The organism is Streptomyces sp. NPDC055815 (assembly GCF_053616475.1).
Genome location: NZ_JBSHDU010000061.1, coordinates 26,615 through 52,438 on the forward strand (window position 1 = coordinate 26,615; position 25,824 = coordinate 52,438).

Consider the following 25,824-nt stretch of genomic DNA (forward strand, 5'->3'; position numbering starts at 1 on the left):
CAGCGCGCACGAAGCGCCCCGAGCGGGCCCCCGCCGCGCGCCGGAGGCCTGCCGTGAGCCCCGCCCCCGCGGCCGGAGCCGTCGTGCTGCCGCCGCCCGTCGACGTCATGCGGCCCCGGGCCGCCGACGAGATCCCCGCACAGGCGGAGCCGCCCCGGGAGCTCCAGTACTCCCTCAAGCTCGACGGGTTCCGCGCGCTCGCCTTCGTCCTCGACGGCGGGAAGGTCGTCCTGCAGTCCCGCTCCCGCCGGGACCTCGCGCCGGAGTTCCCCGACATCGCCGCGCACCTGCGGGAGCAGCTGCCGCCGGGGATCGTCCTGGACGGCGAGCTGTGCGCGTACCGGGACGGCCGGCTGAGCTTCACCGACCTGCTCCGTACGCACGCCGACCGGGTCCGGTCCGGGGTGCCCGTCTCGTACGTCGCCTTCGACCTGCTCGCCGTCCCCGGCCGCGACGTGCGGGCGCTGCCGCTCCGCGACCGGTGGGAGCTGCTCGGCGCGGCCCTGCGGGAGGCCGAGCCGCCGCTCCAGCGGGTCCTGGCGACCTCGGACGAGGAGACCGCGCGGGGCTGGTTCCGTGACCTGCGGGAGGCGGGCGTCGAGGGGGTCGTCGCGAAGCGGCTCGGCTCGGTCTACCGGGCGGGCTCCACCTGGGAGTGGCGCAAGATCCGGCACGCCGACACGAGCGACGCCCTGCTGATCGGCCTCGTCGGGCCGCCGGACCGGCCCCGGGCCCTGGTCGTACGGCTCGCCGACGGCCGCACCCTGACCACCTCGCCCCGGCTGACCCCCGCCCAGTCGCGCCAGGTCGGCGAGCTGGCGGGCGAGCGCGCGGGGCCCCTCGTGGAGGACCCGGAGCACGGGCCGGTACGGCGGGTCGACCCGCCGCTCCCGGTCGAGCTGCGCCAGGTCGCGGGGCGGCACGAGACGGCGGCGTTCGTCCGCGTGCGGTCGGAGGGGTAGCGGCCGCGTCCGCCGTACGGGGGGCGGGAGTGAGCTCTCGGCGTGTCACCCGTTCGGACACCGTACGCAACTGCCTTGCTCCGTACCGTACATGGCGCAAAGAGGCCGCAACAGGCGCTCCGGGCGCGGCAGGTGTCGCCGGTTCGGCCTTGTTGTCCGTCCTGTGGTGCACACTTGCTGCCTGGCACAGCGCTCACGGGGAAGGCGGCCTGGCAATGCTGACGGGGATCGAGGAGGTCGACTGGGCCTCGCTGGGGCACGCGTACGGCCCCGCGGACGACGTGCCGGAGCTGCTCCGCGGACTCGCCTCCGCCGATCCCGCCGAGCGGGAGACCGCGCTCGACGGCATGTACGGCGCGGTCCACCACCAGGGCGACGTCTACGACTCCACGCTGGCCTGCATCCCCTTCCTGCTCGAACTCGTCGCCGACCCCGGCGTCCAGGACCGGGGCTGCATCGTCGAGCTGCTCACCAGCATCGGCGGGATCGAGCTCGATGACGACGACGAGGAACTGGACGCATTCGGCTCCGACGACGAGGAGTTCATCCCCGCCGCCAACTACGCGATGGCCGCGGCCGCCATCGCCGCCGGTGCCGACGTCTTCCTCGGGCTCGTCTCCGATCCCGACCCCGAGGTGCGGCTCGCCGCCCCGTGCGCGCTCGCCTCGCTGCACCCCGAGCCCGCCCGGGTGCTGAACCTGCTGCGGGAGCGGCTCACCGTCGAGCGGGACACCGAGGTGCGGCTCGCCCTGGTGGCCGCAGTCGGGCGGATCGCCCTGCGGCACGCCTCGCTGCGCACCGAGACGGTCGACTGGCTCGGCTGGCTCGCCCGCGCCGCCCACGACCCCGGGCTGCGGCTCGCGGCGCTCGCCCAGCGGGCGCGCTGCGCGCCCGCCGACATCCCGGACGACGTGGTGCCGTGGGTGACGGGGCTCCTGGAGGAGATCAGGACCTCGGCGCAGCGGCAGGCCTCCCCCGGCACGGAGCGGGCCGCGACGCCGACGCTGATCGGGCAGGTCCGCGAGCTCCTGGAGGAGCACGCCGCCGGCCGGCCCGCGCCGTGGACCGAGGAGCTGCTGCGGACCCTGCACGCCGCGCTCGACGACCGGGTCGACGACCGGATCGCGCTGATCCTCGCGCAGCTGCGCAGCCCGGACTGGGGGCAGCGCTCGGACGCGATCTGGTTGTGCGGCGGTTTGATACGGGTCTGGCGGGGGCGGTACGAGGAGGTCGTCCGGCTCGTCGGCGCGCAGCTCCAGGATCCCGAGCCCCGGCTCCGCGAAGCGGCCACGTCCTTCCTGGAGCGGCTCTTCGAGCTGGGCGCGCCCGCCGCCGACGCGCTGGCGGCCCGCCTCGCCGCGGGGCCGGGCGCCGCCCCCTCGGGTCAGGGCCTCGTCGGGCGGTCCGGGCGGGACGGGGCGCTGCTCGCGCTGGCCCGCGCCGGGGACACGCGCGCGGTGCCGCTGCTCGCGCGGGCCCTGGAGGAGCCGGAGGTGCGGCGCGAGCTGCTGTACGCCATGGACGGGCTCGGACCCTCGGCGGCGATGCTCGCCCCGCTGCTCCGGCGCAGGCTCGCCGAGGTCGAGCTCGACGAGCGGCTGTACGACCGGGCGGCGCCGCTGCTGTACGCCCTGGCGGCCGTGCGGGGCGGCCAGGCCGTGCCGGAGGTGCTGCGGGTGCTGCGCGGGGCGCCGGCGAACCGACGCGACTGGGTGCGGGAGGCCTCCCTGCGGACGCTCGCGGCCTTCGGGCCCGCCGCCGGGGAGGCCGTGCCGGACATGCGGGAGCTCCTGGGCGCCGAGTCGGCCGCGGTGGCCACGGCGGCGGCCCGGGCCCTGTGGGCCGCCGAGGGCGACCGGGGGGACGTGCTCCCGGCCCTGGAGCGGTGGCTGCGGCCGGGCACGCCGGGCGGGGACTGGTGCGCGGCCGCGCAGGTCCTCGGCGAGATCGGCCCCGCGGCGGCCGAGGCGGCCCCCGCGCTCCGGCCGGGTCTGGTCGCGCGGGACCTGTGGGTGCGCGTCCGCAGCGCCGCGGCGCTGTGGCGGGTGTCAGGCGAGTCGGCGGAGTCGCTGCCGGTGCTGCTCGCGGCCTGGGAGGAGAACCGGCACGCGCGCGTGGACATCGCGGAGTGCCTGGCGGAAATGGGCCCCGCCGCCTCGGGGGCGCAGTTGGTGATCCTCACGGAGCTGACCCGCAGACGCCGTCACAACGCCCGGGAGGACGGTTCCGGCTCCCATGACATCCACCTCGACGAGAAGCTGCTGACCCTGTGCCGGGCGGCGCTGGCCCGGATGGAGCGGGGGGTCTTCTAGGTCCGGTCAGAGGCCCCGGTCAGGGTCTTCTAAGGCCGGTCAGCGGCCCCGGTCAGAGCCTTCCAGGGCCGGTCAGGGCCTTCCAGGGCCGGTCAGCGGCCCCGGACGTCCCACATCATCCTCCGAGATCATCCGATGATGAGACAAAAAGGACTTCACTCCGCATAAGGTCTACAGGGAGCCGACCCCCACCGATCGAGGAGCAGAAGCAGCGTGAGACCGCACGGAGTGGGCGTTCTGGGCGCGCTCGCCCTCACGCTCGTCCTCGCGCTCACCGGCTGCGGCGGCCGCGAGGGCGGACTCAAGAGCGCCGGGCCCACGCCCACCGCGGTGGGTCCCGTCCGGCTCTGGCCCGATCTGCCGCCCGCCACGAACCCGCCGATCGACTACGGCGAGTCCGACACCCAGCGCGTCCCCGGCATCGCGGTCGACGACAACGACGTCCACTCCCTCGACCCGGTGGCGGTGGTCCGCGCCGAGGTGCGTGCCCACCCCGACACGTACACCGGCGCGGACGGCCTCTACGAGCAGACCGCCCGCGCGATCGAGGCCTGCGGCACGGCGCCCGCCGCCTGTCCGGTCCTGCGGCCGTACTACCGCGACCTCACCGGGAACGGCCGGGACGAGCTCATCGTCGGGATCCGGATGCCGGACCAACAGGTCGGCGTGCGGGTCTACCTCGCAGAGAACGGCGGCCTGACCCGGATCATGTCCACCGTCGACCAGGTCATCAGCGTGGAGCTGGCGGGCCGGGCCCTGATCCTGCGGGTCGGCTCGGCCGGCATCCCCGGGTACGAGTACCGCACCGCCTGGACCTGGGACGAGCAGCAGCGCAGCATGCTGCCCACCCGGGACGAGATCGTCCGCCTGAAGCCGCCCGGCACGGGCCCCTCGACGGTGCCCGCGCCGCACCTGGTGAGCCCGACGCCGGCACCGACCGACACCCCCGCGCCCGTAGCCCCGGAGGCGACGCCGTGAGGCCCGTACCCCTCCCCGCGGAGGCCGCGCCGTGAGGGCGCCCCGGCTGCCCGCCTGGACCGCGACGCTCACCTGGAAGGCCGCGGTCTTCATCGCCGTGATGTGCTGCGCCCTCGCCGCGCTGCTCGGCGTCCTCGTCCACGCCTCGGTGACCGGCCAGACCGTGAACGACTCCCGGGACAAGGCCCTGACGCGGCTCACCGAGGTCAGCGGGCTCTACGAGGCCGGCGAGCCGCTCCCCCGGTTCGCCGGAGTGGATCCCCCCGGGCTCCCGGCCTCCCTGCGGGCCCTCGCCGTGCGCGGCGAGCGCGGGACGATGGTCGCGGAGTACCAGGGCCGGCCGACGATGTGGGCGGCGGGACCCGCGGACGGCCGCGCCCTGGCCGTACGCCTCGACTACACCCAGAGCGCCGAGACGATCGACGCGCTCGACCGCTCGATCCTCGGCTCCTCCGTCCTGGCGATCGGCGCGACCCTGCTCGTCGGCGCCTTCGCCGTCACCCGGGTCACCCGCCGGCTGCACCTGACGGCCCAGGTGGCCCGCCGGATCAGCGCAGGCGACCTCGACGCGCGCGTGGACGATCCCCGCACGAAGGACCCCTCGCGGCCGCAGGACGAGGTGGCCACGGTCTCGGGGGCGCTCGACACGATGGCCTCCTCGCTCCAGCGGAAGCTGCAGACCGAGCAGCGGTTCACCGCCGATGTTGCGCACGAGCTGCGGACCCCGCTGACGGGCCTCTCGGCCGCGGCCGAGCTGCTGCCGGAGGGGCGGCCCTCGGAGCTCGTACGGGACCGGGTGCGGGCGATGCGCGGGCTCACCGAGGACCTCCTGGAGATCTCGCGGCTCGACGCCCGCACCGAGACCGTGGACCTGGCGGTGCACGAGCTCGGGCCGCTCGCCGAGCGGGTGGTGCGCGCCTCGGGCACCGACACGGAGGTGCGGATCGTCCGGGACGCCACGGTGGAGACGGACCGGCGGCGGGTGGAGCGGGTGCTCGGCAACCTGGTGGCGAACGCGCACAAGCACGGGGCGCCGCCGGTGGTGGTGACCGTGGACGGGCCGGTGGTGTCCGTGCGGGACCACGGGCCGGGCTATCCGGCGTACCTCCTGGAGTCGGGGCCGCAGCGCTTCCGCACCGAGAGCGGCGGCAAGGGGCACGGGCTCGGGCTGACGATCGCGGTGGGGCAGGCGGGGGTGATCGGCGCCGAGCTGGTCTTCGCCGCCGCGCCGGACGGGGGCGCCGAGGCCCGGCTGCGGCTGCCGGAGTACGTACGGCTCGCCCCGCCCGATACGGAGGGGTGACGGCACACCGTCACACAAAAGGGACATAGGGCATACCGCTTGCTACGTTGCGGCCATGACCGCACCACGGAGCCCGGACGCACCCCCGCCCGGCATCCGTGTCCCGAAGCGGCGCGGCGTGGAGCTGTCGCTCCTGATCGGCGCGGTCCTCATCTCCGTCCTCGGCTACGCGGAGGTCGGCCTCGCCCGCAGCGGCGCCGTGCCGCCCGACGCCGCCCGCTACGGGGCCGGGCTCGGGCTGCTCGCGCTCGTCGCCCACCTCGCGGTCCGTTTCCGCGCCCCGTACGCCGATCCGCTGCTGCTGCCGATCGCGGTCCTCCTCAACGGCCTCGGCCTGGTGCTGATCTACCGCCTCGACCTGGAGACACCGAAGGACCAGGCGGCGGCGACCCAGCTGGTCTGGTCGACGCTCGGGGTGGCGCTCTTCATCGTGGTCGTGCTGCTGCTCCGCGACCACCGGGCGCTGCAGGGGTACGCGTACGTGTCGGTGGCCGCCGCGCTCGGCCTGATGATCCTGCCGATCTTCTTCCCTGCGGTGAACGGCGCCAAGATCTGGATCCGGATCGACGGTCTCTCCTTCCAGCCGGGGGAGTTCGCCAAGATCCTGCTCGCGGTCTTCTTCGCCGCGTACCTCGCCGCCAACCGCAACGCGCTCGCGTACACCGGCCGCCGGATCTGGAAGTTCCAGTTCCCCACGGGCCGGGTCCTCGGGCCGATCGTGGCGATCTGGCTGCTGAGCGTCGGCGTACTCGTCCTGGAACGGGACCTCGGCACCTCGCTGCTCTTCTTCGGCCTCTTCGTGATCATGCTGTACGTGGCGACCGGCCGCACCGGCTGGATCGCGGTCGGACTCGTCCTGGCCTCCGCCGGCGCCTTCCTCGTCGGCTCCCTCGAACCCCACGTCCACAGCCGCGTGCAGGACTGGCTCGACCCCTTCGCCTCGATCCGCGCGGGCGAGGGCCCCGGGCAGCTCGCCCAGTCGCTCTTCTCCTTCGCCGCCGGCGGGATGCTCGGCACCGGGCTCGGTCTCGGCCATTCCGTCCTCATCGGCTTCGCCACCAAGTCCGACTTCATCCTGGCGACGGCCGGCGAGGAGCTGGGGCTCGTCGGCCTCACCGCGCTCTTCCTGCTGTACGCGCTGCTCGTCGCCCGCGGCTACCGCGCCGGCCTCTCGCTGCGCGACCCCTTCGGACGGCTGCTCGCGATCGGCCTCGCCTCGATCGTGGCGCTCCAGGTCTTCGTGATCGCGGGCGGGGTGATGGGGCTGATCCCGCTGACCGGCATGGCGATGCCGTTCCTCGCGCAGGGAGGTTCGTCCGTGGTGACCAACTGGGTGATCGTCGCCCTCCTCATCCGGGTCAGCGACTCGGCCCGCGCGCCCCAGCCGGACGGCGCGGAGACCGGGGAGCTCGCGAAGGCGGGGCCGCGGTGATCCGGTACATCCGGAGGGCCGCCGCCCTCTGCCTGATCCTGCTCGTCGCGCTGCTCGTGAACGCCGCGCGCGTGATGGTCATCGAGGCCGAGTCCCTCGACGACAACCCGGCCAACCGGCGCATCGCGATCGACCGCTACGCGAAGCCGCGCGGCGAGATCGTCGTCGACGGGAAGCCGGTGACCGGCTCGCGGGACAGCGGTCAGCAGCTGCGCTGGGAACGGACCTACAAGCAGGGGCCGTTGTACGCGCCGGTGACCGGCTACGCCTCCCAGACGTACGGCACCACGCTCGTCGAGCACGCCGAGGACGACATCCTCTCCGGCACCGACCCGATGCTGGCGCCGCTGCCCCTGTGGAACGACCTCACCCGGGGCCGGCAGCCCGGCGGCGACGTGGTGACCACGATCCGCGCGTCCATGCAGGAGGCGGCCTTCCGGGGGCTCGACGGGAAGCGGGGCGCGGTCGTGGCGGTCGAGCCGTCCAGCGGCCGGATCCTGGCGCTCGTCAGCTCCCCCTCGTACGACCCGGGGGTCCTCTCCGGAACGGGCCGGAAGGTCAAGGACGCCTGGCGGCGCCTGAACACCTCGCCGAACCAGCCGATGCTGAACCGGGCGCTGCGGCAGACCTACCCGCCGGGCTCCACCTTCAAGATCGTGACGGCCGCGGCGGCCCTGGACGCGGGGGTGGTACGGGACGCCGAGGCGCCGACGAACACCCCTGACCCCTTCGTGCTGCCCGGCACCCGGCAGGTCCTGCCGAACGAGGCGACGGGCTGCGGCAACGCCTCCCTCGCGTACGCGATCCAGTGGTCCTGCAACACGGTCATGGCCGGGCTCGGGGTGGAGGTCGGGCTCCCGGGGATGGTCGACGCGGTCGAACGCTTCGGCTTCAACGACACGGGGCTGCGGGTGCCGTCCTGGGTCGCCAAGTCCAACTTCGACCGGAGGATGAGCCCGGACCAGCTGGCCCTGTCGTCCATCGGGCAGTTCGACACGACGGCGACCCCGCTCCAGATGGCGATGGTGGCGGCGGCCGTCGCCAACAACGGGGAGATCGCCCACCCGTACCTCGTCGACCGCACCACGACCTCCGGCGGCACGACCATCGACCGCACGGGCCGCCGCAGCTACCGGCAAGCGATGAACCCCTCGACGGCCATGCAGCTCCAGCGGCTGATGGTGCGAGCCGTGGAGGAGGGCACGGGCACGAACGCGGCGATCCCCGGGGCCCAGGTCGGCGGCAAGACGGGCACCGCCCAACACGGCTTCGGCAACACCGGCACCCCGTACGCCTGGTTCATCGCCTGGGCCCAGGCCGACGACGCGGCCCAGCCGGCGGTCGCGGTGGCAGTCGTCGTCGAGGACGCGGAGGCCTCCCGTACGGACATCAGCGGCGGCGGCAGCGCGGCGCCGATCGCCAAGGCGGTGATGGAGGAGGGGCTGCGGTTGGAGGCGGAGTCGCGGAGGCCGTAGGCGGGATGTTGGATCCGCATGCTGGATCCAACATCCCGGATACGGATCCCGGATCCCGGATCCAACATCGCGGGTACGGATCCTGGATCTCGGATCCAACATCGCGGCTACGGATCCCGGGTCTCGGATCCAATATCCCGGCTGCGGATCCCGGATCCCGGATCCAATACCCCGGCTGCGGATCCCGAGGCTCGGATCCAACATCGCGGCTACGGATCCCGGGGCTCGGATCCAATATCCCGGCTGCGAATCCCGGATCCAATATCCCGCCTACGGATCCGGGATCCGGGATTCTGGACCCCCAGCCCCCGCCGTCAGCCGATCGGCTTGCGGATCTCGGCGCGGATCTTGGCCGTCTTCTCCGCGAGCGCGGCCAGGTCGATGTCCTTCGGGTCTGCCGTGGCGTCACCGGCGCTGACGAGGGCGATGGCGGCGGCGGTGTTCTCGTCGCCCCAGGCGCACATGGGCAGCGTCGTCGTGCTGAGTCCGTCCTTGGACGTGGTGACCTGGCAGCTGACGGTCACGTCGTACCCGGCCGGGGTGAAGTCCCGGGGCTTGACGACGAGCGTGGAGCCCTTGTCCGTGGCGGCCCCCTTGAGGATGGAGGAGCGGGTGGTGCCGGGGTTCTTGATCTGCCCGTACAGCCCGGAGAGCACGAGGACGGAGCCGTCCTTGCCGCTGTACTGCCCGACCGCCGCCTGAGCGTCCTTCACGGTGAAGTCGGGGGTGTCCTCGATCTCCTTGCCCTGGGTGTCGGAGAGGTCGGAGACGAGGGTGAACTCGCCGTCGAGGAGGGTCTGCGAGACGACCAGCCGGTGCGTCGCGTCGGGGAAGGGACCGGTGACGCCGTCGAGCCCGGCCTTGACCCCGTAGCCGATGCCGCCGGCCACGACCAGGGCGCCGAGGACGATGGCGACGATCGCCCCGGCCGACAGCTTCTTCTTCGGCGGTGGCCCCATGGGCGGCTGCCCCCACGCTCCCGCGCCCGGCCCGGGGTACTGCGGCGGGACGCCCGGCGCAGGTCCCTGCGGCGGGTACCCAGGGCCTTGCGGCGGATACCCCTGCGGCGCGCCGAACGGGCCCGGCTGCTGCGGGGGCGGTACGGGCCCGCCGTACGGGTGGTGGGGCGGCTGACTCGGCGGGGGCGGCGGCATGGTCATGACGGGCACGCTACGTCACGCCTACGACACCTCGGCCGCCCCCTCCTCGATCGCGGCCGCCACCTCGGCGACCCGCTCCGCTTCCTCCGCCGCGAAGCGCTCGCGGTCCAGGGCCTCCGCGATCTCCTCGTCCTGGGTCATCAGGAGGTCGAGGTTGGAGTCGCCGAGGTCGAAGACGCCCATGTCCAGGTAGGCCTTCTGGAGGCGTTCGCCCCACAGGCCGATGTCCTTGACGCAGGGGACGATCCGGCTGAAGAGGAGCTTGCGGAAGAGGTGCAGGAACTCGCTCTGCTCGCTGAGTTCCTCCGCCTCCTTCTTCGGGATGCCGAAGTTCTCCAGGACCTCGACCCCGCGCAGCCGGTCGCGCATGAGGTAGCAGCCCTCGATGACGAACTCCTCGCGTTCGCGGAGCTCGGCGTCGGTGAGCTGCTTGTAGTAGTCGCGCAGCGCCATCCGGCCGAAGGCGACGTGCCGGGCCTCGTCCTGCATGACGTACGCGAGGATCTGCTTGGGCAGCGGCTTGTCGGTGGTGTCGCGGATCATGCCGAAGGCGGCGAGGGCGAGGCCTTCGATGAGCACCTGCATGCCGAGGTAGGGCATGTCCCAGCGGGAGTCGCGCAGGGTGTCGTCGAGGAGGCCCTTGAGGTTGTCGTTGATCGGATACAGCATCCCGATCTTCTCGTGCAGGAAGCGGCCGTAGATCTCGGCGTGCCGGGCCTCGTCCATGGTCTGGGTGGCCGAGTAGAACTTGGCGTCCAGGTCGGGGACGGACTCGACGATCCGTGCGGCGCAGATCATGGCGCCCTGCTCGCCGTGGAGGAACTGGCTGAACTGCCAGGAGGAGTAGTGCCGGCGCAGGTCGCCCTTGTCCTTCTCGGTCATCTTCGCCCAGTGGCGGGTGCCGTGGAGGGTGAGGACCTCGTCGGGGGTGCCGAGCGGGTCGTACGGGTCGACCTCGATGTCCCAGTCGATCCGGGTCGCGCCGTCCCACTGCTTGTCCTTGCCCTTCTGGTAGAGGGCGAGGAGGCGTTCGCGGCCGTCGTCGTAGTCCCAGGAGAAGCGGGCGGCGCCGTGGGCGGGGACCTCCCAGACGGGTCCGGCGGGGGCGTGAACATAGAGGTCGTGCGTCGACACTGACGACTCCTTCCGTCCGTTTCCAGCAGGCTCACACGTTGGTAGACGGATCGTCAACAAGTCGGACGCGAGGGATTGTCCGCCCACTGCGGACTCCGGCCCCTGGAGTCCTCGGGGCTGCGGGCCCGAGGGAGCCGCTCCGCGGTTACGCTGCGGTTCATGACGAGCGCCGCCACCCCCGCGTACCGCAGGCTCAGCGTCGAGGAACGGCGCGGGCAGCTCCTGAAGACCGCCCAGGAGCTCTTCGCCCACCGCGCACCCGAGGACGTCTCGCTCGACGACGTGGCCGAGGCGGCGGGCGTCTCGCGTCCCCTCGTCTACCGCTACTTCCCCGGCGGCAAGCAGCAGTTGTACGAGGCGGCCCTGCGCTCCTCCGCCGACGCCCTGAACCGCTGCTTCACCGAGCCTCCGGTCGGACCGCCGACCGAGCGGCTCGGCCGGGTGCTCGACCGCTATCTGGCCTTCGTCGACGAGCACGACGCCGGGTTCAGCGCGCTGCTGCGGGGCGGCAGCGTCGCCGAGACCTCCCGGACCTCGGCGATCGTGGACGAGGTGCGGCGGGCCGCCGCCGAGCAGATCCTCGTCCACCTCGGGGCGGAGCGCCCGGGGCCGCGGCTCGGGCTGCTGGTCCGGACGTGGATCGCCGCCGTCGAGGCCGCCTCGGTCATCTGGCTCGACGAGGAGAAGCAGCCGCCGGCGCGGGAGCTGCGGGAGTGGCTCGTCGACCATCTCGTCGCCCTGCTCGCGGCGAGCGCGGCGCGCGACGAGGAGACGGCGGGGGTCGTGCGGCGACTGCTCGCGCAGGAGACCCCCGAGGGGCCGGTGGCGAGGCTGGCCCGACGGGTGATCCCGGTGGTGGGCGAGGCGGCCCACCTGCTGTGAGGCGGTGCGCCGGGAGAGACTGTGGGGGTGAGAAGCGAGAACACCCCCTTCCGCGGCGGCCCCCTCGACGGCCGGGCCCTGCCGATCCTCGTCGGCCCCACCGGCCACCCTCCGAAGTGGTACGAGATCCCGGTCCCGGCGCACGACGGACACCCGCCGACCCTGCACACGTACCGGCGCGAGCCCTCGGGCTACACGAAGCGGCTCGGGCTCCAGCGCGGCTGGGTGTACGTGTACGCCCCCGAGGGACGGGAGCGGCGGGAGCTGAAGTGGCCGTGGTCCAAGCCGACACAGAAGCCGACACAGAAGCCGACTCAGGAGCCGACGTAGAAGCCGACGCAGAAGCCGACGCCGCAGGAGCCTTCACCGGGGCCGAACGAGTGACACGAAGGGGCGCGCCCCGATTCGTACGGTAATCGGATGAAGTGACCCGTCATCATCCCCGTGGAGGTGATGACGTGTCGCGAAGGCTGCTGCGCACGGTCTGCACGGGGGCGCTCGCCGCGGCGACGGCGCTCACGGGGGTGCTCCCGGCGGCGAGCGCCGCCCCGACCCCGCCCGCCGACCCGCCGGTGGCCGCCGACCCCGGCGACCCCGCCGACCCCCCGGCGGCCACCGACCCCGGCGACCCCACCGGCCCCCCGGCGGCCGCCGACCCCGGCAACCCCGCCGACCCAGGCGAGCCCGCCCTCCCGAAGGCGCCGTCCGCTCCCTCCGCCGAGGACGACGACGCCGCCGCGCTCCCGCCTCCCGGCGGGGACTCCGTCGGCGCGCTGCTCACGCGGCTGCGGACGCTCTATCAGCAGGCCGAGGAGGCGACCGAGCGGTACAACGCCGCCGAGGAGAAGCTGAAGCTCCAGGCCGCCGACACCAAGAAGGTCACCGCCCGGCTCACCGCCGCCCGGACCGCCCTGGCGCAGGGCCGCGCAGCGGCCGGCCGGATCGCCCGGGACCAGTACCAGGGCAGGTCGGTGTTCTCCGCGTACCCCTCGTACCTGCGGCTGCTCTTCGCCGCGGACCCCCAGTCGGCCCTGGACGAGGGGCATCTGATGGACCGCGCGGCCCGCGACCGGGCCACGGCCGTCACCCGGCTGGCGAGTGCCGAGCGGCAGGCGGGCAGTCTCGCGAGCGCCTCCCGCAAGGCCCTGGACCGGCAGCAGGGGCTCGCGGCCGCGCAGCGCAAGCGGCGCGACGAGGTGCGGGCCAAGCTGGCCGAGGTCGAGAAGCTGCTCGCCGCCCTGACGCCGGAGCAGCTGGCCCGGCTGACCGCGCTCGAACAGGTCCAGACGGCCGGTGCGCAGCGCGAGCTGCTCGACTCCGGGGTCCTGGACGGCGCGCGCACCCCGTCCCGGGCGGGCGCGGAGGCGCTGCGCTTCGCGGTGGGGCAGATCGGCAAGCCGTACGAGTGGGGGGCGGAGGGCCCGGAGTCGTACGACTGCTCGGGGCTCACGCAGCAGGCCTGGGCGGCGGCGGGCCGGGAGCTGCCGAGGACCAGCCAGGAGCAGTGGGCGACGCTGCCCCGGGTGCCGCTCGCCGAGCTCCGCCCCGGTGATCTGGTGGCCTACTTCCCGGGCGCGACCCATGTGGCCCTCTATCTGGGCGAGGGCCTGGTGGTGCAGGCGCCGCGCCCGGGCGCGAAGGTGAAGGTCTCGCCGCTCGCGGCGAACCCGCTGATCGGAGCCGTACGGCCGGATCCGGGAGGGAAGGCGCTGGAGGCGTACACGCCGCCCACGCTGCCGGCGGGCGCGAAGGACGGCGCGGACGAGGGGTACGACAAGAGCTGAACCACCGCCCAAGCGCTGAACCCCACCGCAAGCGCCGAACCCCACCCCAAGACCTGAACTCCCGCTTCCCGCATACCTCTTGCTCTTGCACGTAATATGCAACAAGCTTGACGGGTCCTTACCGCTGACCGATGGCCGATGGGCGATGGCCGATGGGCGATCGCCTGTCCCGGACACGGAGCCCTGTCATGCCCAGACTGCTGCCGGACACCCGGCCCCAGCGCGCGCTCGCCGCCTCCAACTTCGTCAACGCCGTCGGCAGCGGGCTCTTCCTGACCGCCGGCGTTCTGTACTTCACCCAGGCCGTACGCCTCCCCGCCGCCACCGTGGGGCTGGGGCTCGGCATCGCCGGGCTGCTCTCGCTCGCCGTCGGCATCGCCGTCGGCCACCTCGCGGACCGGCGCGGGGCGCGCGGGGTCTACGTGACCACCCTGGCGGTGCAGGCGGTCGCCACCGCGGCTTTCGTGCTCGCCGACAGCTTCTGGCCGTTCGTCCTCGCCGTCTCCGCGGCCACCGGCGCCAAGGCGGCCGGTCTCGCCGCCCGGGCGCCGCTCATCCGGCACCACGGAGGCGACCGGCCGCAGGAGTTCCGCGCCTATCTGCGGGCCGTGACCAACGTGGGCATCTCCCTGGGCGCGCTCCTCGCGGGCTGGGCGGTGCAGGTGGGCACGCTCGGCGCCTACCAGGTCCTCGTCGCCGGGAACGCCTGCGCGTTCGCCGCCTCCGCCGCCGTCCTGTTCCTGCTGCCGCCCGTCGCGCCCGCGCCCGCCGCCCGCGGCCCCCGCTGGATCGCGCTGCGGGACCGGCCGTACCTGGCGCTCACGGCGCTCGACGGCGTCATGGCGATCCAGTTCAAGGTGCTCACGGTCGCGATCCCGCTCTGGCTCGTGGGATCCACCACCGCCCCGCACTGGCTCGTCTCCGGCACCATGCTCGCCAACACGGTCCTCGTCGTCGGCCTCCAGGTGCGGGCGAGCCGCGGCGTGGACTCGCCCCGGGCGGGCGGTCGCGCCTACCGGCGCGCCGGAGCGGCCTTCCTCGTCTCCTGCGCCCTCGTCGCGCTCTCCGCCGGGACGCCCGTCGCGGTGGCGGGCGTCCTGCTCCTGACCGCCGTGGTGATCCACACGGTCGGCGAGCTGTGGCACGCGGCGGGCGGCTTCGAGGTGTCGTACGCGCTGGCGCCGTCCCACGCCACCGGCCAGTACCTCGGCGTCTTCGGCCTGGGCGCGGGGCTCTCCGAGGCCCTCGGCCCCGGGCTCCTCATCGCGCTCTGCATCGGCTGGGGGCGTCCCGGCTGGTTCGCCGTGGGCGCCCTGTTCGCCCTGACGGGCCTCCTGACCCCGCTCGCGGTCCGCCGCGCGGAGGAGGGCCGTCAGTCGCTGAAGAGCGAGATGACCCCGAGCACCCAGACGAACCCGAAGGCGACCAGGCCCGCCAGGCAGCCGACGCCCATGAGGACGCCGCCGACCGTCCAGCCGTCGCCGTCCGGCACGTACTCCTCGTCCGCGTCCTCCTCGTAGGCGGCCGGGTCGTCCCAGTCGACCGCCCGCCCGAGCTCCTCGGCGCGGGCGGTGCGCAGCGCGACCAGCTGCTCCTCGGCGAACGCGGTGGCGGCCTGCGCCTCGGGCCCGCGCCAGGCGAGGGCCCTCATCCGCCGGGCGGGAGACCCGTACCGCTCCTCGAAGGCGGCGGTCTCGTCCGGACGCCGGTCCTCTTCGAGGTAGGACCACCGCCCGGCCTCCGCCGCGTCGCCGTACAGCCGGTACACCTCGGCCAGCCGGCGGCGGAGCGTCAGGTCGTACGGGAAGGAGGAGACGAGTCCGCGCAGGCGCTGGCGCGCCATCGGCACACGGCCGGCGGCCAGGTCCGCGTCCACGCGGTCGAGGGTGTTCTGCTGGGGCATGCCCCCATGATCAGGCACGAGAACGCGCCACAACGACCGAATTTCGACGGCCGGCCCGCCTCACGCGCGCGCCGGCCGCCGAACGGAGGCCTCGATCAGGCGCCCGCGACCTCGGCCAGGTAGGCGGACGTCTTCTCGGGGTCGAAGAAGAAGTTCTCGAAGTCGGACGGGTCGTTGAAGCCGTTCGCGAAGCGGTCGGCGACCGGCTGGAGCTGACCGGCCGCGCCGAGGAGGTTCAGGATGTGCTCCGGCGGGGGCGCCAGCATCGCGTTCGTCCACTTGGTGACGGGCTCGGCCGTCCGCCAGTAGCGGTCGAAGGCGCCCTGCATCCACTCCTCGTCGAAGGGCTTGTCGCCCTGCTCGACGATCGCGTCGAGGTACGCGGCGGCGCACTTGGACGCCGAGTTGGAGCCCTGGCCGGTGATCGGGTCGTTGGCGACGACGACGTCGGCGACGCCGAGGACCAGGCCGCCGCCGGGGAGCCGGCCGATGGGGTTGCGGACGGTCGGCGCGTACCGGCCGGCGAGGGTGCCGCCCGCGTCCGTCAGCTCGACCTTCGTCGCCCGCGCGTACTCCCAGGGCAGGAACTTCTCCATCAGTTCCAGCGTCAGGGCGAGGTGCTCGGAGGGGTCCTTGACGCCCTGGAACGCGTCGACGGGGCCTCCGGGGACGCCCTCCCAGAAGAGGATGTCGGCGCGGCCGCCGGTGGTGAGGGTCGGCATGACGAAGAGCTCGCCGACGCCCGGGACGATGTTGCAGCGGACCGCGTCGAACTCGGGGTGCTCGGGGCGCGGGCCGAGGCCGTGGACGTACGCGACGGCCAGGGCGCGCTGCGGCTCGCTGTACGGCGAACGGGACGCGTCCCGGCCGAACATGGAGACCAGCTCGCCCTTCCCGGCCGCCACAAGGACCAGGTCGTAGCTGCGGGAGAAGTAGTCCAGGTCGCCGACGGCCGCGCCGTGTATCACCAGCTGGCCGCCGCGCTGGGCGAAGGTGTCCATCCAGCCGGCCATCTTCACGCGCTGGTCCACGGACTGGGCGTACCCGTCGAGCCGGCCGACCCAGTCGATCAGGCGGGCGGAGTCGGGGCCGGCGACGGAGACGCCGAGGCCCTCGATGCGGGGGGCCTGGGACTCCCAGAAGTTGAGCCCGAGGTCCCGCTCGTGCTGCAGGGCGGTGTCGAACATGCACTGGGTGGACATGACCCGGCCGTTGCGGATCTCGTCCGCGGTCCGGTTCGACATGAGGGTGACCTCGTACCCCTGCGACTGGAGGCCGAGGGCGAGCTGCAGGCCGGACTGGCCGGCGCCGACTATGAGTATCTTCCGCATGGGCGGGGCTCCTGCGACTGTTGCGACGGTGGGAACTATTCCGGGGTGGCTTCGAGCGCGTGCGCGACCATCGCGAGCAGGCTCTCGACGACGCTGTACCGCTTGCGCGCGTCCATGATCACCACGGGTACGTGCGCCGGCACGGTCAGGGCCTCCCTGACGTCGTCCGCCTCGAACAGCTCCGTGCCCTCGAAGTGGTTGACCGCCACGATGTACGGCAGCCCGCAGCTCTCGAAGTAGTCGAGCGCCGGGAAGCAGTCGGTGAGCCGGCGGGTGTCCGCGAGCACGATCGCCCCGATCGCGCCGCGCACCAGGTCGTCCCACATGAACCAGAAGCGCTGCTGCCCCGGCGTGCCGAAGACGTACAGCACCAGGTCGTTGTCGAGGGTGATCCGGCCGAAGTCCATCGCCACCGTGGTGGTGAGCTTGTCCGGGGTGGCGGTGAGGTCGTCGGTGTCCTCGCTCGCCCGGGTCATCAGCGCCTCGGTCTGGAGCGGGGTGATCTCCGAGACGGCACGGACGAAGGTGGTCTTGCCGACGCCGAAGCCGCCCGCGACGACGATCTTCGTCGCGATCGGGGCGCGGGAGTGGTCGAGCTGCCAGTCCTGCGCGCCCTCTTCGGTGTCGAGCACGGGATCCTCGGGGCCCGGCTGGGCGGGGATGCCGGCGACCGCCGGGGTTTCGGAGACGGCGGTGGCGTCAGAGACGACGGAGTCCACTCAGCACCCTTTCGAGGAGCGCGCGGTCGGGCTGCCCGGTGCCGTGACCGGTCCCGTACACACGGATCTTTCCCTGGTCGGCCAGGTCGCTGAGCAGCACCCGGACGACCCCCAACGGCATCTTGAGAAGCGCCGAGATCTCCGCGACCGTCCGCATCCGGCGGCAGATCTCGACGATGGCCCGCATCTCCGGCATCAGCCCGCGGGCGGCCGGGCCGCCGTCCGTCAGGACCTTGCGGGCGGCGGGCGCTTCGAGCGCGGCCACGAAGGTCTCGACGAGCAGGATGTGCCCGAAGCGGGTGCGGCCGCCGGTCAGCGAGTACGGGCGCACGCGCGCGGGGCGGCGTCCCTCTCCGCGTACCGGCAGCTTGAAGGCGTGATGAGCCGATGACATCGACGTCACTGGGTGCTCTCCATCGACTTGCGCAGCTCACTGCGGACTTCGGGAGTGAGGACGTGACCGGCGCGGCCCACGAAGAGCGCCATGTGGTACGCCACGACGCTCATGTCGCAGTCGGGCGTGGCGTGCACGCCGAGCAGCGAGCCGTCGCTGATCGACATGACGAAGACGCTGCCCTCCTCCATGGCCACCATCGTCTGCTTGACCCCGCCGCCGTCCATCAGCCGGGCGGCGCCGACGGTGAGGCTGCCGATGCCGGAGACGATGGTCGCCAAGTCGGCGCTGGAGCCGCGCGGTCCGCCGGTCCTGGGGGCTTCGGCGGCGCCCGTCGCGGCCTGCTGGGTGGCAGGGTCCGACGAGAGCAGCATCAGGCCGTCGGAGGAGACGACGGCCACCGAGCGGACACCCGGGACCTCCTCCACCAGATTCCCCAGCAGCCATTGCAGGTTGCGGGCTTCCGTGCTCAGTCCGAACGTTCCCGTCGCGGTCAACTGCGTGCCTCCTCGACTGTGTCCCCCGTCATCTCCTCTGTACGTGCGGTCCTCACGGCTTCTATGCGTGCCGTGTCCAGCTCCGCCTCCACGTCGCGGCGCCCGGCCTCGGCGCCCCGGTGGAAGCCGCCGAGCCGACGGCGCAGGGCCTCCGCGTCCACAGCGCCCCGGCGGGGCGTGGTGGGACTGCCGGCCTGCTTGACCACCTGCGGGGTCCGCTTGGGCAGGCCCTTGTCGGTGACCCGCTCCGACTGGGCGGGGCGCGGTCCGGGTACTTCGGCGGTGGGCGCCTCGGCGTGAGCCGTCTCCTCGCCGTCGGCGGCGCGCTCGTGGGTGTCCGGCTCCGGCGGCGGGTCGGGCAGCCGGACCTGGAGCGTGGTCTCGGAGACGGACTCGTACGGGGCCGCAGCGGGCTCGGACTCGGGGGCGGGCTCGTGCGGGGCCGCTGCGAGTACCGGCTCGTGCGGGGCCGCTGCGAGTACCGGCTCGGGGGCGGGCTCCTGTGCCGGAGCCTGCTCCTGCGCCGGGCCCTGCTCCTGTGCCGGTTCCGGCTCCGGCTCCTGCGCCGGGCCCGACTCCGCCGCTTCCTGCTCCGACTCCGCCGCCAGGAACGCCGCCTCCGCCGCCTCCACGAGCGGGTCGCGGTGCCGGGACGGCAGGGTGTTGGAGTTGGCCTCGGCGGCCGAGCCGGGCAGCTGGAGCACGGGCGCGGCGCCCGCGACCCGTACGGGCTCCGACACGGCCGACGGCGGGGTGGTGGGCAGCAGGGGCAGCGGCAGGACCACGACGGCCGCCGTCCCGCCCGGCTTCTGCTCGCGCAGTTCGACGCGCACCCCGTGGCGGGCGGCGAGCAGGGCGACGACCCGCATGCCGAGGCCCTCGCCCTCGAAGGCCTCCGGGTCGGCCTCGGCGAGGCGCGCGTTGAGCTCGGCGGCCCGGGCGGGGGCCATGCCGATGCCCGAGTCCTGCACGGAGAGCATCACCTCGCCGCTCTCCAGGAGCCAGCCGGCGAGCTGGACCTCGGCGTCGGGCGGCGAGAAGGAGGTGGCGTTCTCCAGGAGTTCCGCGACCAGGTGGCTCAGGTCGTCCGCGGCGAAGCCGGCGACCTGGGCGTGCGGCGGCAGGGACTGGATGGTGACCCGCTCGTACCGCTCGATCTCGCTGACGGCGGCGCGCAGCACGTCGACGAGCGGGACGGGTCCGGCGTGGCCGTGGACGTGCTCGTGGCCGGCGAGGACGAGGAGGTTCTCGCTGTGGCGGCGCATCACGGTCGCCATGTGGTCGAGCTTGAAGAGGGTCGCGAGGCGGTCCGGGTCCTGCTCGCGCTCCTCCAGCTTCTCGATGACGCCGAGCTGTCGCTCGACGAGCCCGAGGCTGCGCAGCGAGAGGTTCACGAAGGTGTGGTGGACGGAGTTCCTGAGCCGTTCGAGGTCGGCGGTCAGGAGCGCGACCCGGCCCTGGAGCTCGGCGCGCTGGGCGGCGAGTTCGGCGCCGACGGCCTCCTTCGCGGCGGCCAGGTCGGCGCGCTCGTCGGTGAGCCGCTCGGTCTGCGCGGCGAGGCCGGCGAGCTTGCCCTGGAGGGCGTTGAGCGAGCGGACGACCTGCGCGAACTCGTCGTTGCGGCCGGTGAAGCGGATCGCTTCCTCGGCGTGCGGCTCCGGCGCGGCGGCGAGCCGGGCGGCGCCGAGGCGGAGCACGGCGAGCGGCCGGGTGAGGGTGCGGGCGACGTAGGTGGAGATGCCGATCGCGACGAGGAGGCAGCCGCCGAGGAAGGCGATGCGGAGTTCGAGGGCTTCGACGTCGTCGTCGCGGAGCGCGGCGAGGCGTTCGACGCGCTCGGTGGCGAGGGCGGACTCGACGCCGCGCATCTGCTCGATGCGGGCGGAGAGGGCGGCCTCCAGGGCGTTCGGGTCGGTGCCGCGCTCGGCCTCGGTCAGCTTGGGCTGGTCGGTGAGCGAGCCGAGGGCGAGCTCGGCCGTCTTGACGTCGGGGCCGGTGACGGTGGCCGCGAGGGAGTCGCGGGCGGTGGCACCGGCGGCCTGGTCGAAGTCGCCGAGGGCGGCGAGCTCGCGGACGCGGGCCTGCTGGGCGGCGGAGCTCAGGCCGTCGCGGGCCCGCTCCGCCTCGGCGGCGCCCGCGGGTTCGTCGGCGACGTAGGTGCCGGTCCGTTCGTCGTAGTGGACGTCCCCGCTGGGTTCGGGTTGCGGCACGGAGAGCGCGGCGAGGAGCAGGCCGCGGGTGGCGGAGGCCTGTTCGACGGCGCGGCCGAGGGCGGCGGGGGCGCGGGTGGCCTCGGTCAGGGCGGCGTCGGAGGCGCGGGCCGGGGTCTTGTCGGCGAGTTCGTCGGCGAGGGCCTGGAGTTTGCCGATGATGTCCGAGTACGCCTTGTGGGCCTCCAGGGCCGTGCCCTTGCCGGTCAGGGCGGCGCGGCGGACGGAGGGGACGCCGGCGAGGTCGCGGCGGAGTTCGGTGGGGGCGGCGGGCCGGATCTCGTCGATCTGGCGGTCGACCCGGGTGGCACGCGCGTCGGTGATCTGCCGCTTGTGCTTGGCGTCGCCGGTCTGGGTCTCGCGTCCGGCGGCGATGTACGCGACGACCTCGTCGCGCTCGTCGGCGAGGGAGTGCGCGAGGGTGACGGCCTGCCGGTCGAGTTCGGCGAGGGTGACGAGGCGCTGGGACTCGGTGAGCTCGGTCGAGGCGGCGAGGATCGCGGGGGCTCCGGCGGCGAGGACGGTGACGCCGACGAGGGCGACGCCGGCGACCAGCCGGTTGCGGACGCGCTTGGGCCGGCCGGCGGGGGCCTGCGGCTCACCGGGGGTCTGGCTCTGCGTGCCGTTCTTGCTCCGAGGCCGCTTCTTCTGCACCGGTGCTCGCATTCTTGATTCGTCCGCCGATGAAGCAGAGGTGACGGCCGGTCACATGGAGCGCCCCCACCCCTGGTACGGCTTCCGACCATTCCAGCGCTTACGGCAAGGGGACGGGCATCGGCCGCTCCGCCACCCGAACGAGTGAACAACACTCAGTAGTTGGCGAACAACTTCCGGCAGCGGCCGCCGGGGGCCCGCGCGGGGCGCCGGTTGGATCTTCCGGGCGGGCTTTGGCAGGATGCCCGCCCGCAGCTCGCCGGAGGTGGCCGTTCCGCCTTTCTCGACGCTTCTGCGGGGTTGGTACAGGCCATTTCCGGTCATTTGCAGGTCCCGTGAAGGAGTTCCCCGGGAATTGCGCCGTCGCGGGCACACTGGAGGGCATGCGCAGCGAAGTCGCCTCCCTCCCCGGCAGCCCCGAACGCCCCAACGAGGACTGGGTGGCCGCAGTTCTGCCCGCGTCGGGGAGCGGGGGGACGGTCGTGCTGCTCGACGGCGTCACGCCGCCCGCCGGTGATGACGGTTGTGTGCACACGGTCCCGTGGTTCACCGCGCGACTGGGCGGGGCTTTGACCGAACTGTCCGGTTCCCGACGGGACATGCCCCTGTCCGAGATCCTTTCGCTGGCAATCCGGCGCACCGCGGACGCCCACCGCGACACCTGTGACCTTTCTCACGTGCGAACGCCTCAGGCGACCGTGGTGCTCGCCCGCTGGGACGAGGAGTCGGTCGAGCACCTCGTCCTCTCCGACTCCGTCCTCCTCCTGGAGACCCCGGACGGGGCGGTGCGGGCCGTGCTCGACGACCGCCTCGACCGGGTGCCGGACGAGGTGCGGCGGTCCCTGGCCGCCACGGACCGGCTGCGGAACCGGGAGGGCGGCTTCTTCACCGCCGCGGCGGACCCGGCGGTCGCGGAGCGGGCGGTGGCCGGTACGAGCCCGCGGGCGGAGGTACGGGCCCTGGCGGCGCTCACCGACGGGGCGAGCCGCTGGGTGGAGCTGTTCGGCGAGGGCGACTGGGCGGACTGCTTCGACGTCCTGCGCAAGGAGGGCCCGGCGGGCCTGCTGCGCCGGGTGCGGGCCCTGGAGGAGCGAAGCGATCGGGGTGCCCCCGGACGAAGTCCGGGGGAGGACGCGCGGGCCGGCGGGGCGCGCCGCTGGAAGCTCCACGACGACGCGACGGCGGTGTACGCGGAGCTGTCGGACCGCTGATCCGCCCGGGTCTCAGCCCTCCGAGCGGACGTTGAAGTGGTTCAGGAGGCGGGCGAGTTCGGCGACCTCGGCGCGGTCCCAGTCGGCGAGTTTGCGGACGTAGCGTTCGCGCCGGGCGTCGCGGACGCTGCGGAAGCGGCTGCGGCCCTCCTCGGTGAGGCGGACGAGCGAGGCGCGGCCGTCGGCGGGGTCGGGGTCGCGGGCGACGAGCCCGAGGTCCTCCAGGGCGCGGAGCTGCCGGCTCATGGTTGCCTTGCCGACGCCGAAGTACCCGGCGAGTTCGGTGGCCCGCTGGGGTCCGGCGTCGTCGAGGCGTACGAAGAGGCCGTAGGCGGCGGGCTCCAGTTCGGGGTGGACCTCGCGGGCCATCTCGCCGGACTGGGCGCGGGCGCGGCGGAGGAAGACCGCCAGTTCCCGTTCGAGCGCGAGGAATTCCTGGTCCACACCACCTCCTGCGGTGACCCGGCCTTCATTTCCCGTACTGCTTCCGTGCACGTCAGCACCTCCCGCGCGCTTTCCGGTCGCTGAAAGTTTCTTCCCGCAGCGTCCATCGCCGCAGCTCCTTCAGTATTTCGCAGGCGTAGACCAACGGCGGCAACCAGGCCCCCTTCCGCCGGACGGGTCTACGTGCGTAGCGTCTTCTCCGGCAGCTCTGAATGACATGTCCATTCCAGGACTCGTCGCCATGCCTGCCGCCACCGCTCCCCACCGAGCCTTTCGGAGGCACGCAATGCGTGTGCACAGATCCGGAACGACCCTCGCCGGCGCCGCCCTCGCGACCCTGGCCCTCCTCCTCCCCCTCGGCCTCTCCGGCACCGCCACCGCGGCCCAGGACCCCGGCGCCCGGCAGGCGGTCCCCCCGCGCGGCTCCGCCTACATGGGCATGGGCGTGATCGCGCACGACGGCCAGGGCGCCAAGCCCGGCGGCTTCTCGACCCTGGCCACGTGGACGGAAGGCGTGGACGTCTCCAGCCACAACGGCAACGTGGCCTGGTCCACGCTGTGGAACAGCGGAGTCAAGTGGGCCTACGTGAAGGCGACGGAAGGCACCTACTACAAGAACACCTACTTCACCCAGCAGTACACCGGCTCCTACAACGTCGGCATGATCCGCGGCACCTACCACTTCGCCACCCCGGACACGACGAGCGGAGCCGCCCAGGCCGACTACTTCGTCAACAACGGAGGCGGCTGGTCCCGGGACGGCAAGACGCTGCCGGGCGTGCTCGACATCGAGTGGAACCCGTACGGCGCGACCTGCTACGGCAAGACGGCGTCCGGCATGGTCGCCTGGATCCAGGACTTCGTGAACCGGTACAAGTACCGGACGGGCCGCGACCCGGTGATCTACACGGCGACGAGCTGGTGGAAGCAGTGCACCGGCAACTCCGCGGCCTTCTCCTCCACCAACCCGCTGTGGATCGCGCGGTACGCCTCCGAGGTCGGCGAACTCCCGGCCGGCTGGCCGTACTACACGATCTGGCAGTACACGTCCTCCGGCCCGACGGTCGGCGACCACAACCACTTCAACGGGGACTACTCGCGCGTACAGGCCCTCGCGAACGGCTGACCGGCGCGCTCTCCCTCACGGCGGCCTCCCGGGTGTGCGGCACCCCGGGGGGCCGCTCCGGCTTTTTCCACCCACCCCCTTGCCCATTGGTATGGACCAATGCGAGGCTCTACGGCGGTCGCCCGGGTAGCAACTCCCGTGCGTCCCACGCGCGTTGCTCGTTCCGTACTCCCCCACGCACGAGAGAGAGCCCCCGCATGCCGTCCTCCCGCCGCACCACCGCCGTCGCCGCCTCCGCCCTGTCGGCCGCCGCCCTCGTCGGCCTCACCCCCGCCACGGCCGGTGCCCACGGGGCCGTCTTCAACCCCGTGAGCCGGGTGGCGGCCTGTTACGCCGAGGGTCCCGAGACGCCCAAGTCGCAGGTGTGCAAGGACCTCGTCGCCGACTCCGGCACCCAGCCGCTCTACGACTGGAACGAGGTCAACATCGCCAACGCCGCGGGGCAGCACCAGGCCCTCATCCCGGACGGCAAGCTCTGCTCGGCCAACCGCGAGAAGTACCGGGCCCTCGACTGGGCGCGCACCGACTGGCCCTCGACCGCCGTCGCCGCCGGCTCCTTCGACTTCAAGGTCCGGGTGACGGCCCCGCACTCGGGCACGATGACGATCTACATCACCAAGGCGGGCTTCGACCCGACCCAGCCCCTGAAGTGGTCGGACCTGGACCCGACCCCCGTCGCCGTCCACAACACCACCCGCACCGCCACCGACGGCTTCTACCACTTCACCGGCAACCTGCCGGCCCGCACCGGCCGCCACATCGTCTACAAGATCTGGCAGCGCAACGACAGCCCCGAGGCCTTCTACAGCTGCTCGGACGTCACCTTCGGCGGCACCGCGACGACGGCGAGCGCCCAGACGCAGCCGCAGGCCCCGACCGAGGCGAAGATCGCGGCGGGCGCCTCGCTCTCCACCGTGAGCCACGCGGGCCACGGCGGCGACGAGCAGCCCCCGGCCCTCTCCGCCGAGAGCGCCGAGGCCCCCTCCTCGCCGCTCCCGGCGGCCCTCACGGGCGCGGGCGCCCTCGCCGTCTTCGCCGCGGGCAGCCTGCTGCTCGGCCGCCGCCGCAACTCCTCCGCCTCCTAGGACCCGTCCGGGCCTGTCCGGGCCCGACCGGCCGGACAGGCCCCGTCGCCGCAACTCCTCCGCGTCCTGCGGCCTGTCCGGCCCGATCCGCCGGACAGGCCGGACCCGGCGGGAACGGTCGGACAGGCCCTGGGCGGCACCGCCTAGGCGCCGGCGGAGGCGGCTGAGGCGGCGGACGGGAAGAGGGCGGTGAGCCGGGGGATCGCCGACCCCTCCGGCCGAGGCTCCCGGGACTCCTCGTCCTCTTCCCACTCCCCCGCCGCCTCCGCGGCGTCCTCCGCCTCCTCGACGGCGTCGAGGAACTCCTCGCCGTCGTCGCCCTCCTGGCCCGTCAGCTCGTCCCAGGCGTCCTGGGCTACGTAGTCGAGCTCCTCCCACTCGGGCCACTCGTCGTCGTCCCACTCGTCGTGGTGCCGGCCCACCAGGGCCCGCACCCCGGGCAGGTCGGCCAGCGCGTCCGGGTCGGCGAGGACCGACTCGTACACCTTGCGTCCCTGGCCCACCAGCCAGAGCGTGAAGTAGTGGAAGCCGTCGTCCGTGCAGTGGCCGCCCTCGATCCGGTCGGCGGCCGCCCACACCGCGCGCGTGTCGGCGCGCTCGGTCGCCCTCTCCAGGCGCACCTGGAACTCCACGCTCTCGGCCGCCGGACGCCGTACCAGCTCCGTCCGCAGCCATTCGAGGCGCTCGTCCCGGTCACCCGGGCGGCGGCCCAACTCGTCGATGAGAGCCCAGAAGGCGTCGTCGTTCATGCGTACGAGCATGCCAGCCCGGACCGACATCCGGGTAACGAGATCCCGGCGCGCGGGAGCGGGGTGCCGGGATCGGCAC

The 25,824-nt window shown here is 73.5% G+C and carries 22 protein-coding genes and 1 pseudogene; 13 read left to right on the top strand and 10 right to left on the bottom strand.

Going from position 1 to position 25,824, the window contains the following annotated elements; translation table 11 throughout:
* Positions 1–53 precede the first annotated feature (53 nt).
* The 6 genes from ACWGN5_RS30650 (at position 54) to ACWGN5_RS30675 (ending at position 8,462) form a co-directional block, all read left to right on the top strand.
* Positions 54–962 (top strand): ATP-dependent DNA ligase, encoded by a 909-nt coding sequence (locus ACWGN5_RS30650; RefSeq protein WP_453521171.1) that lies wholly within the window; start codon positions 54–56, stop codon positions 960–962.
* A gap of 215 nt (positions 963–1,177) precedes the next feature.
* Positions 1,178–3,274, top strand: a complete 2,097-nt coding sequence (locus tag ACWGN5_RS30655) for a PBS lyase (protein ID WP_453521174.1) — start codon at positions 1,178–1,180, stop codon at positions 3,272–3,274.
* 213 nt (positions 3,275–3,487) lie between these two features.
* On the top strand, positions 3,488–4,252 hold the full coding sequence (locus ACWGN5_RS30660) for a hypothetical protein (RefSeq protein ID WP_453521177.1): 765 nt from the start codon (positions 3,488–3,490) through the stop codon (positions 4,250–4,252).
* Positions 4,253–4,283: 31 nt separating this feature from the next.
* Positions 4,284–5,555, top strand: a complete 1,272-nt coding sequence (locus tag ACWGN5_RS30665) for an ATP-binding protein (RefSeq protein WP_453521178.1) — start codon at positions 4,284–4,286, stop codon at positions 5,553–5,555.
* 55 nt (positions 5,556–5,610) lie between these two features.
* Positions 5,611–6,987: an FtsW/RodA/SpoVE family cell cycle protein gene (locus ACWGN5_RS30670; RefSeq protein ID WP_453521180.1), complete on the top strand. Its 1,377-nt coding sequence runs from the start codon at positions 5,611–5,613 to the stop codon at positions 6,985–6,987.
* Positions 6,984–8,462 carry a penicillin-binding transpeptidase domain-containing protein gene (locus ACWGN5_RS30675; RefSeq protein ID WP_453521183.1) on the top strand — a complete coding sequence of 493 codons (1,479 nt, stop codon included), beginning with the start codon at positions 6,984–6,986 and terminating at the stop codon, positions 8,460–8,462. Before ACWGN5_RS30670 ends, ACWGN5_RS30675 begins: the two co-directional genes overlap by 4 nt.
* Before the next feature lie 314 nt (positions 8,463–8,776).
* Here ACWGN5_RS30675 and ACWGN5_RS30680 read toward each other — a convergent pair whose 3' ends face one another.
* Complete coding sequence (locus tag ACWGN5_RS30680) at positions 8,777–9,421, bottom strand: hypothetical protein (RefSeq protein WP_453521186.1); 645 nt, start codon at positions 9,419–9,421, stop codon at positions 8,777–8,779.
* A 222-nt stretch (positions 9,422–9,643) separates the two neighbouring features.
* Positions 9,644–10,756 (bottom strand): ferritin-like domain-containing protein, encoded by a 1,113-nt coding sequence (locus ACWGN5_RS30685; protein ID WP_453521187.1) that lies wholly within the window; start codon positions 10,754–10,756, stop codon positions 9,644–9,646.
* A 159-nt stretch (positions 10,757–10,915) separates the two neighbouring features.
* On the opposite strand from ACWGN5_RS30685, the gene ACWGN5_RS30690 reads away from it, so the two are divergent.
* From ACWGN5_RS30690 to ACWGN5_RS30705, 4 genes and pseudogenes are all read left to right on the top strand, one after another.
* Complete coding sequence (locus ACWGN5_RS30690; RefSeq protein ID WP_453521190.1) at positions 10,916–11,638, top strand: TetR/AcrR family transcriptional regulator; 723 nt, start codon at positions 10,916–10,918, stop codon at positions 11,636–11,638.
* 27 nt (positions 11,639–11,665) lie between these two features.
* A complete protein-coding gene (locus tag ACWGN5_RS30695) occupies positions 11,666–11,968 on the top strand; it encodes a hypothetical protein (RefSeq protein ID WP_453521192.1) in 303 nt (100 codons plus the stop codon).
* Between the two features lie 128 nt (positions 11,969–12,096).
* Positions 12,097–13,422: an NlpC/P60 family protein gene (locus ACWGN5_RS30700; RefSeq protein WP_453521194.1), complete on the top strand. Its 1,326-nt coding sequence runs from the start codon at positions 12,097–12,099 to the stop codon at positions 13,420–13,422.
* Positions 13,423–13,610: 188 nt separating this feature from the next.
* A pseudogene (locus tag ACWGN5_RS30705) lies at positions 13,611–14,519 on the top strand (MFS transporter); the annotation flags it as partial.
* 275 nt (positions 14,520–14,794) lie between these two features.
* Here the strand turns inward: ACWGN5_RS30705 and ACWGN5_RS30710 are convergent.
* The 6 genes from ACWGN5_RS30710 to ACWGN5_RS30735 all read right to left on the bottom strand — a co-directional run bounded on the left by ACWGN5_RS30710 (position 14,795) and on the right by ACWGN5_RS30735 (position 21,142).
* Positions 14,795–15,325 carry a DUF6584 family protein gene (locus tag ACWGN5_RS30710; RefSeq protein WP_453521196.1) on the bottom strand — a complete coding sequence of 177 codons (531 nt, stop codon included), beginning with the start codon at positions 15,323–15,325 and terminating at the stop codon, positions 14,795–14,797.
* Positions 15,326–15,420: 95 nt separating this feature from the next.
* Positions 15,421–16,656, bottom strand: a complete 1,236-nt coding sequence (locus ACWGN5_RS30715) for a styrene monooxygenase/indole monooxygenase family protein (RefSeq protein ID WP_453521198.1) — start codon at positions 16,654–16,656, stop codon at positions 15,421–15,423.
* A 35-nt stretch (positions 16,657–16,691) separates the two neighbouring features.
* Entirely contained in the window at positions 16,692–17,375 is a 684-nt protein-coding gene (locus ACWGN5_RS30720; protein WP_369146499.1) for a GTP-binding protein, read from the bottom strand.
* The gene (locus ACWGN5_RS30725; protein WP_041134250.1) at positions 17,356–17,769 is read right to left on the bottom strand and encodes a DUF742 domain-containing protein; all 414 of its coding nucleotides are present in this window, start codon (positions 17,767–17,769) and stop codon (positions 17,356–17,358) included. Before ACWGN5_RS30725 ends, ACWGN5_RS30720 begins: the two co-directional genes overlap by 20 nt.
* A 5-nt stretch (positions 17,770–17,774) precedes the next feature.
* The gene (locus ACWGN5_RS30730) at positions 17,775–18,266 is read right to left on the bottom strand and encodes a roadblock/LC7 domain-containing protein (protein ID WP_453521202.1); all 492 of its coding nucleotides are present in this window, start codon (positions 18,264–18,266) and stop codon (positions 17,775–17,777) included.
* The gene (locus ACWGN5_RS30735; RefSeq protein WP_453521205.1) at positions 18,263–21,142 is read right to left on the bottom strand and encodes a nitrate- and nitrite sensing domain-containing protein; all 2,880 of its coding nucleotides are present in this window, start codon (positions 21,140–21,142) and stop codon (positions 18,263–18,265) included. The genes ACWGN5_RS30730 and ACWGN5_RS30735 overlap by 4 nt, the downstream gene beginning before the upstream one ends.
* Before the next feature lie 371 nt (positions 21,143–21,513).
* Here ACWGN5_RS30735 and ACWGN5_RS30740 point away from each other — a divergent pair, with 371 nt between their 5' ends.
* Positions 21,514–22,341 (top strand): hypothetical protein, encoded by an 828-nt coding sequence (locus ACWGN5_RS30740; protein ID WP_453521207.1) that lies wholly within the window; start codon positions 21,514–21,516, stop codon positions 22,339–22,341.
* Between the two features lie 12 nt (positions 22,342–22,353).
* On the opposite strand, the gene ACWGN5_RS30745 is transcribed toward ACWGN5_RS30740, so the two are convergent.
* The gene (locus ACWGN5_RS30745; protein ID WP_453521209.1) at positions 22,354–22,836 is read right to left on the bottom strand and encodes a MarR family winged helix-turn-helix transcriptional regulator; all 483 of its coding nucleotides are present in this window, start codon (positions 22,834–22,836) and stop codon (positions 22,354–22,356) included.
* Positions 22,837–23,071: 235 nt separating this feature from the next.
* Between ACWGN5_RS30745 and ACWGN5_RS30750 the strand changes: the two genes are divergently transcribed.
* Both ACWGN5_RS30750 and ACWGN5_RS30755 read left to right on the top strand, forming a co-directional pair.
* A complete protein-coding gene (locus tag ACWGN5_RS30750; RefSeq protein WP_453521212.1) occupies positions 23,072–23,911 on the top strand; it encodes a lysozyme in 840 nt (279 codons plus the stop codon).
* 197 nt (positions 23,912–24,108) lie between these two features.
* Positions 24,109–24,996: a lytic polysaccharide monooxygenase auxiliary activity family 9 protein gene (locus tag ACWGN5_RS30755; protein WP_453521214.1), complete on the top strand. Its 888-nt coding sequence runs from the start codon at positions 24,109–24,111 to the stop codon at positions 24,994–24,996.
* A gap of 143 nt (positions 24,997–25,139) precedes the next feature.
* On the opposite strand, the gene ACWGN5_RS30760 is transcribed toward ACWGN5_RS30755, so the two are convergent.
* On the bottom strand, positions 25,140–25,745 hold the full coding sequence (locus ACWGN5_RS30760) for a DUF4240 domain-containing protein (protein ID WP_453521215.1): 606 nt from the start codon (positions 25,743–25,745) through the stop codon (positions 25,140–25,142).
* Positions 25,746–25,824 lie beyond the last annotated feature (79 nt).

Bases quoted from the DNA above. Each gene is read 5' to 3' on its own strand.
- ACWGN5_RS30690 (WP_453521190.1), top strand. From the start codon at position 10,916: ATGACGAGCGCCGCCACCCCCGCGTACCGCAGGCTCAGCGTCGAGGAA.
- ACWGN5_RS30715 (WP_453521198.1), bottom strand. From the start codon at position 16,656: ATGCGGAAGATACTCATAGTCGGCGCCGGCCAGTCCGGCCTGCAGCTC.
- ACWGN5_RS30725 (WP_041134250.1), bottom strand. From the start codon at position 17,769: ATGTCATCGGCTCATCACGCCTTCAAGCTGCCGGTACGCGGAGAGGGA.
- ACWGN5_RS30680 (WP_453521186.1), bottom strand. From the start codon at position 9,421: ATGGGGCCACCGCCGAAGAAGAAGCTGTCGGCCGGGGCGATCGTCGCC.
- ACWGN5_RS30740 (WP_453521207.1), top strand. From the start codon at position 21,514: ATGCGCAGCGAAGTCGCCTCCCTCCCCGGCAGCCCCGAACGCCCCAAC.
- ACWGN5_RS30655 (WP_453521174.1), top strand. From the start codon at position 1,178: ATGCTGACGGGGATCGAGGAGGTCGACTGGGCCTCGCTGGGGCACGCG.
- ACWGN5_RS30670 (WP_453521180.1), top strand. From the start codon at position 5,611: ATGACCGCACCACGGAGCCCGGACGCACCCCCGCCCGGCATCCGTGTC.
- ACWGN5_RS30735 (WP_453521205.1), bottom strand. From the start codon at position 21,142: ATGCGAGCACCGGTGCAGAAGAAGCGGCCTCGGAGCAAGAACGGCACG.
- ACWGN5_RS30760 (WP_453521215.1), bottom strand. From the start codon at position 25,745: ATGAACGACGACGCCTTCTGGGCTCTCATCGACGAGTTGGGCCGCCGC.
- ACWGN5_RS30750 (WP_453521212.1), top strand. From the start codon at position 23,072: ATGCGTGTGCACAGATCCGGAACGACCCTCGCCGGCGCCGCCCTCGCG.
- ACWGN5_RS30710 (WP_453521196.1), bottom strand. From the start codon at position 15,325: ATGCCCCAGCAGAACACCCTCGACCGCGTGGACGCGGACCTGGCCGCC.
- ACWGN5_RS30755 (WP_453521214.1), top strand. From the start codon at position 24,109: ATGCCGTCCTCCCGCCGCACCACCGCCGTCGCCGCCTCCGCCCTGTCG.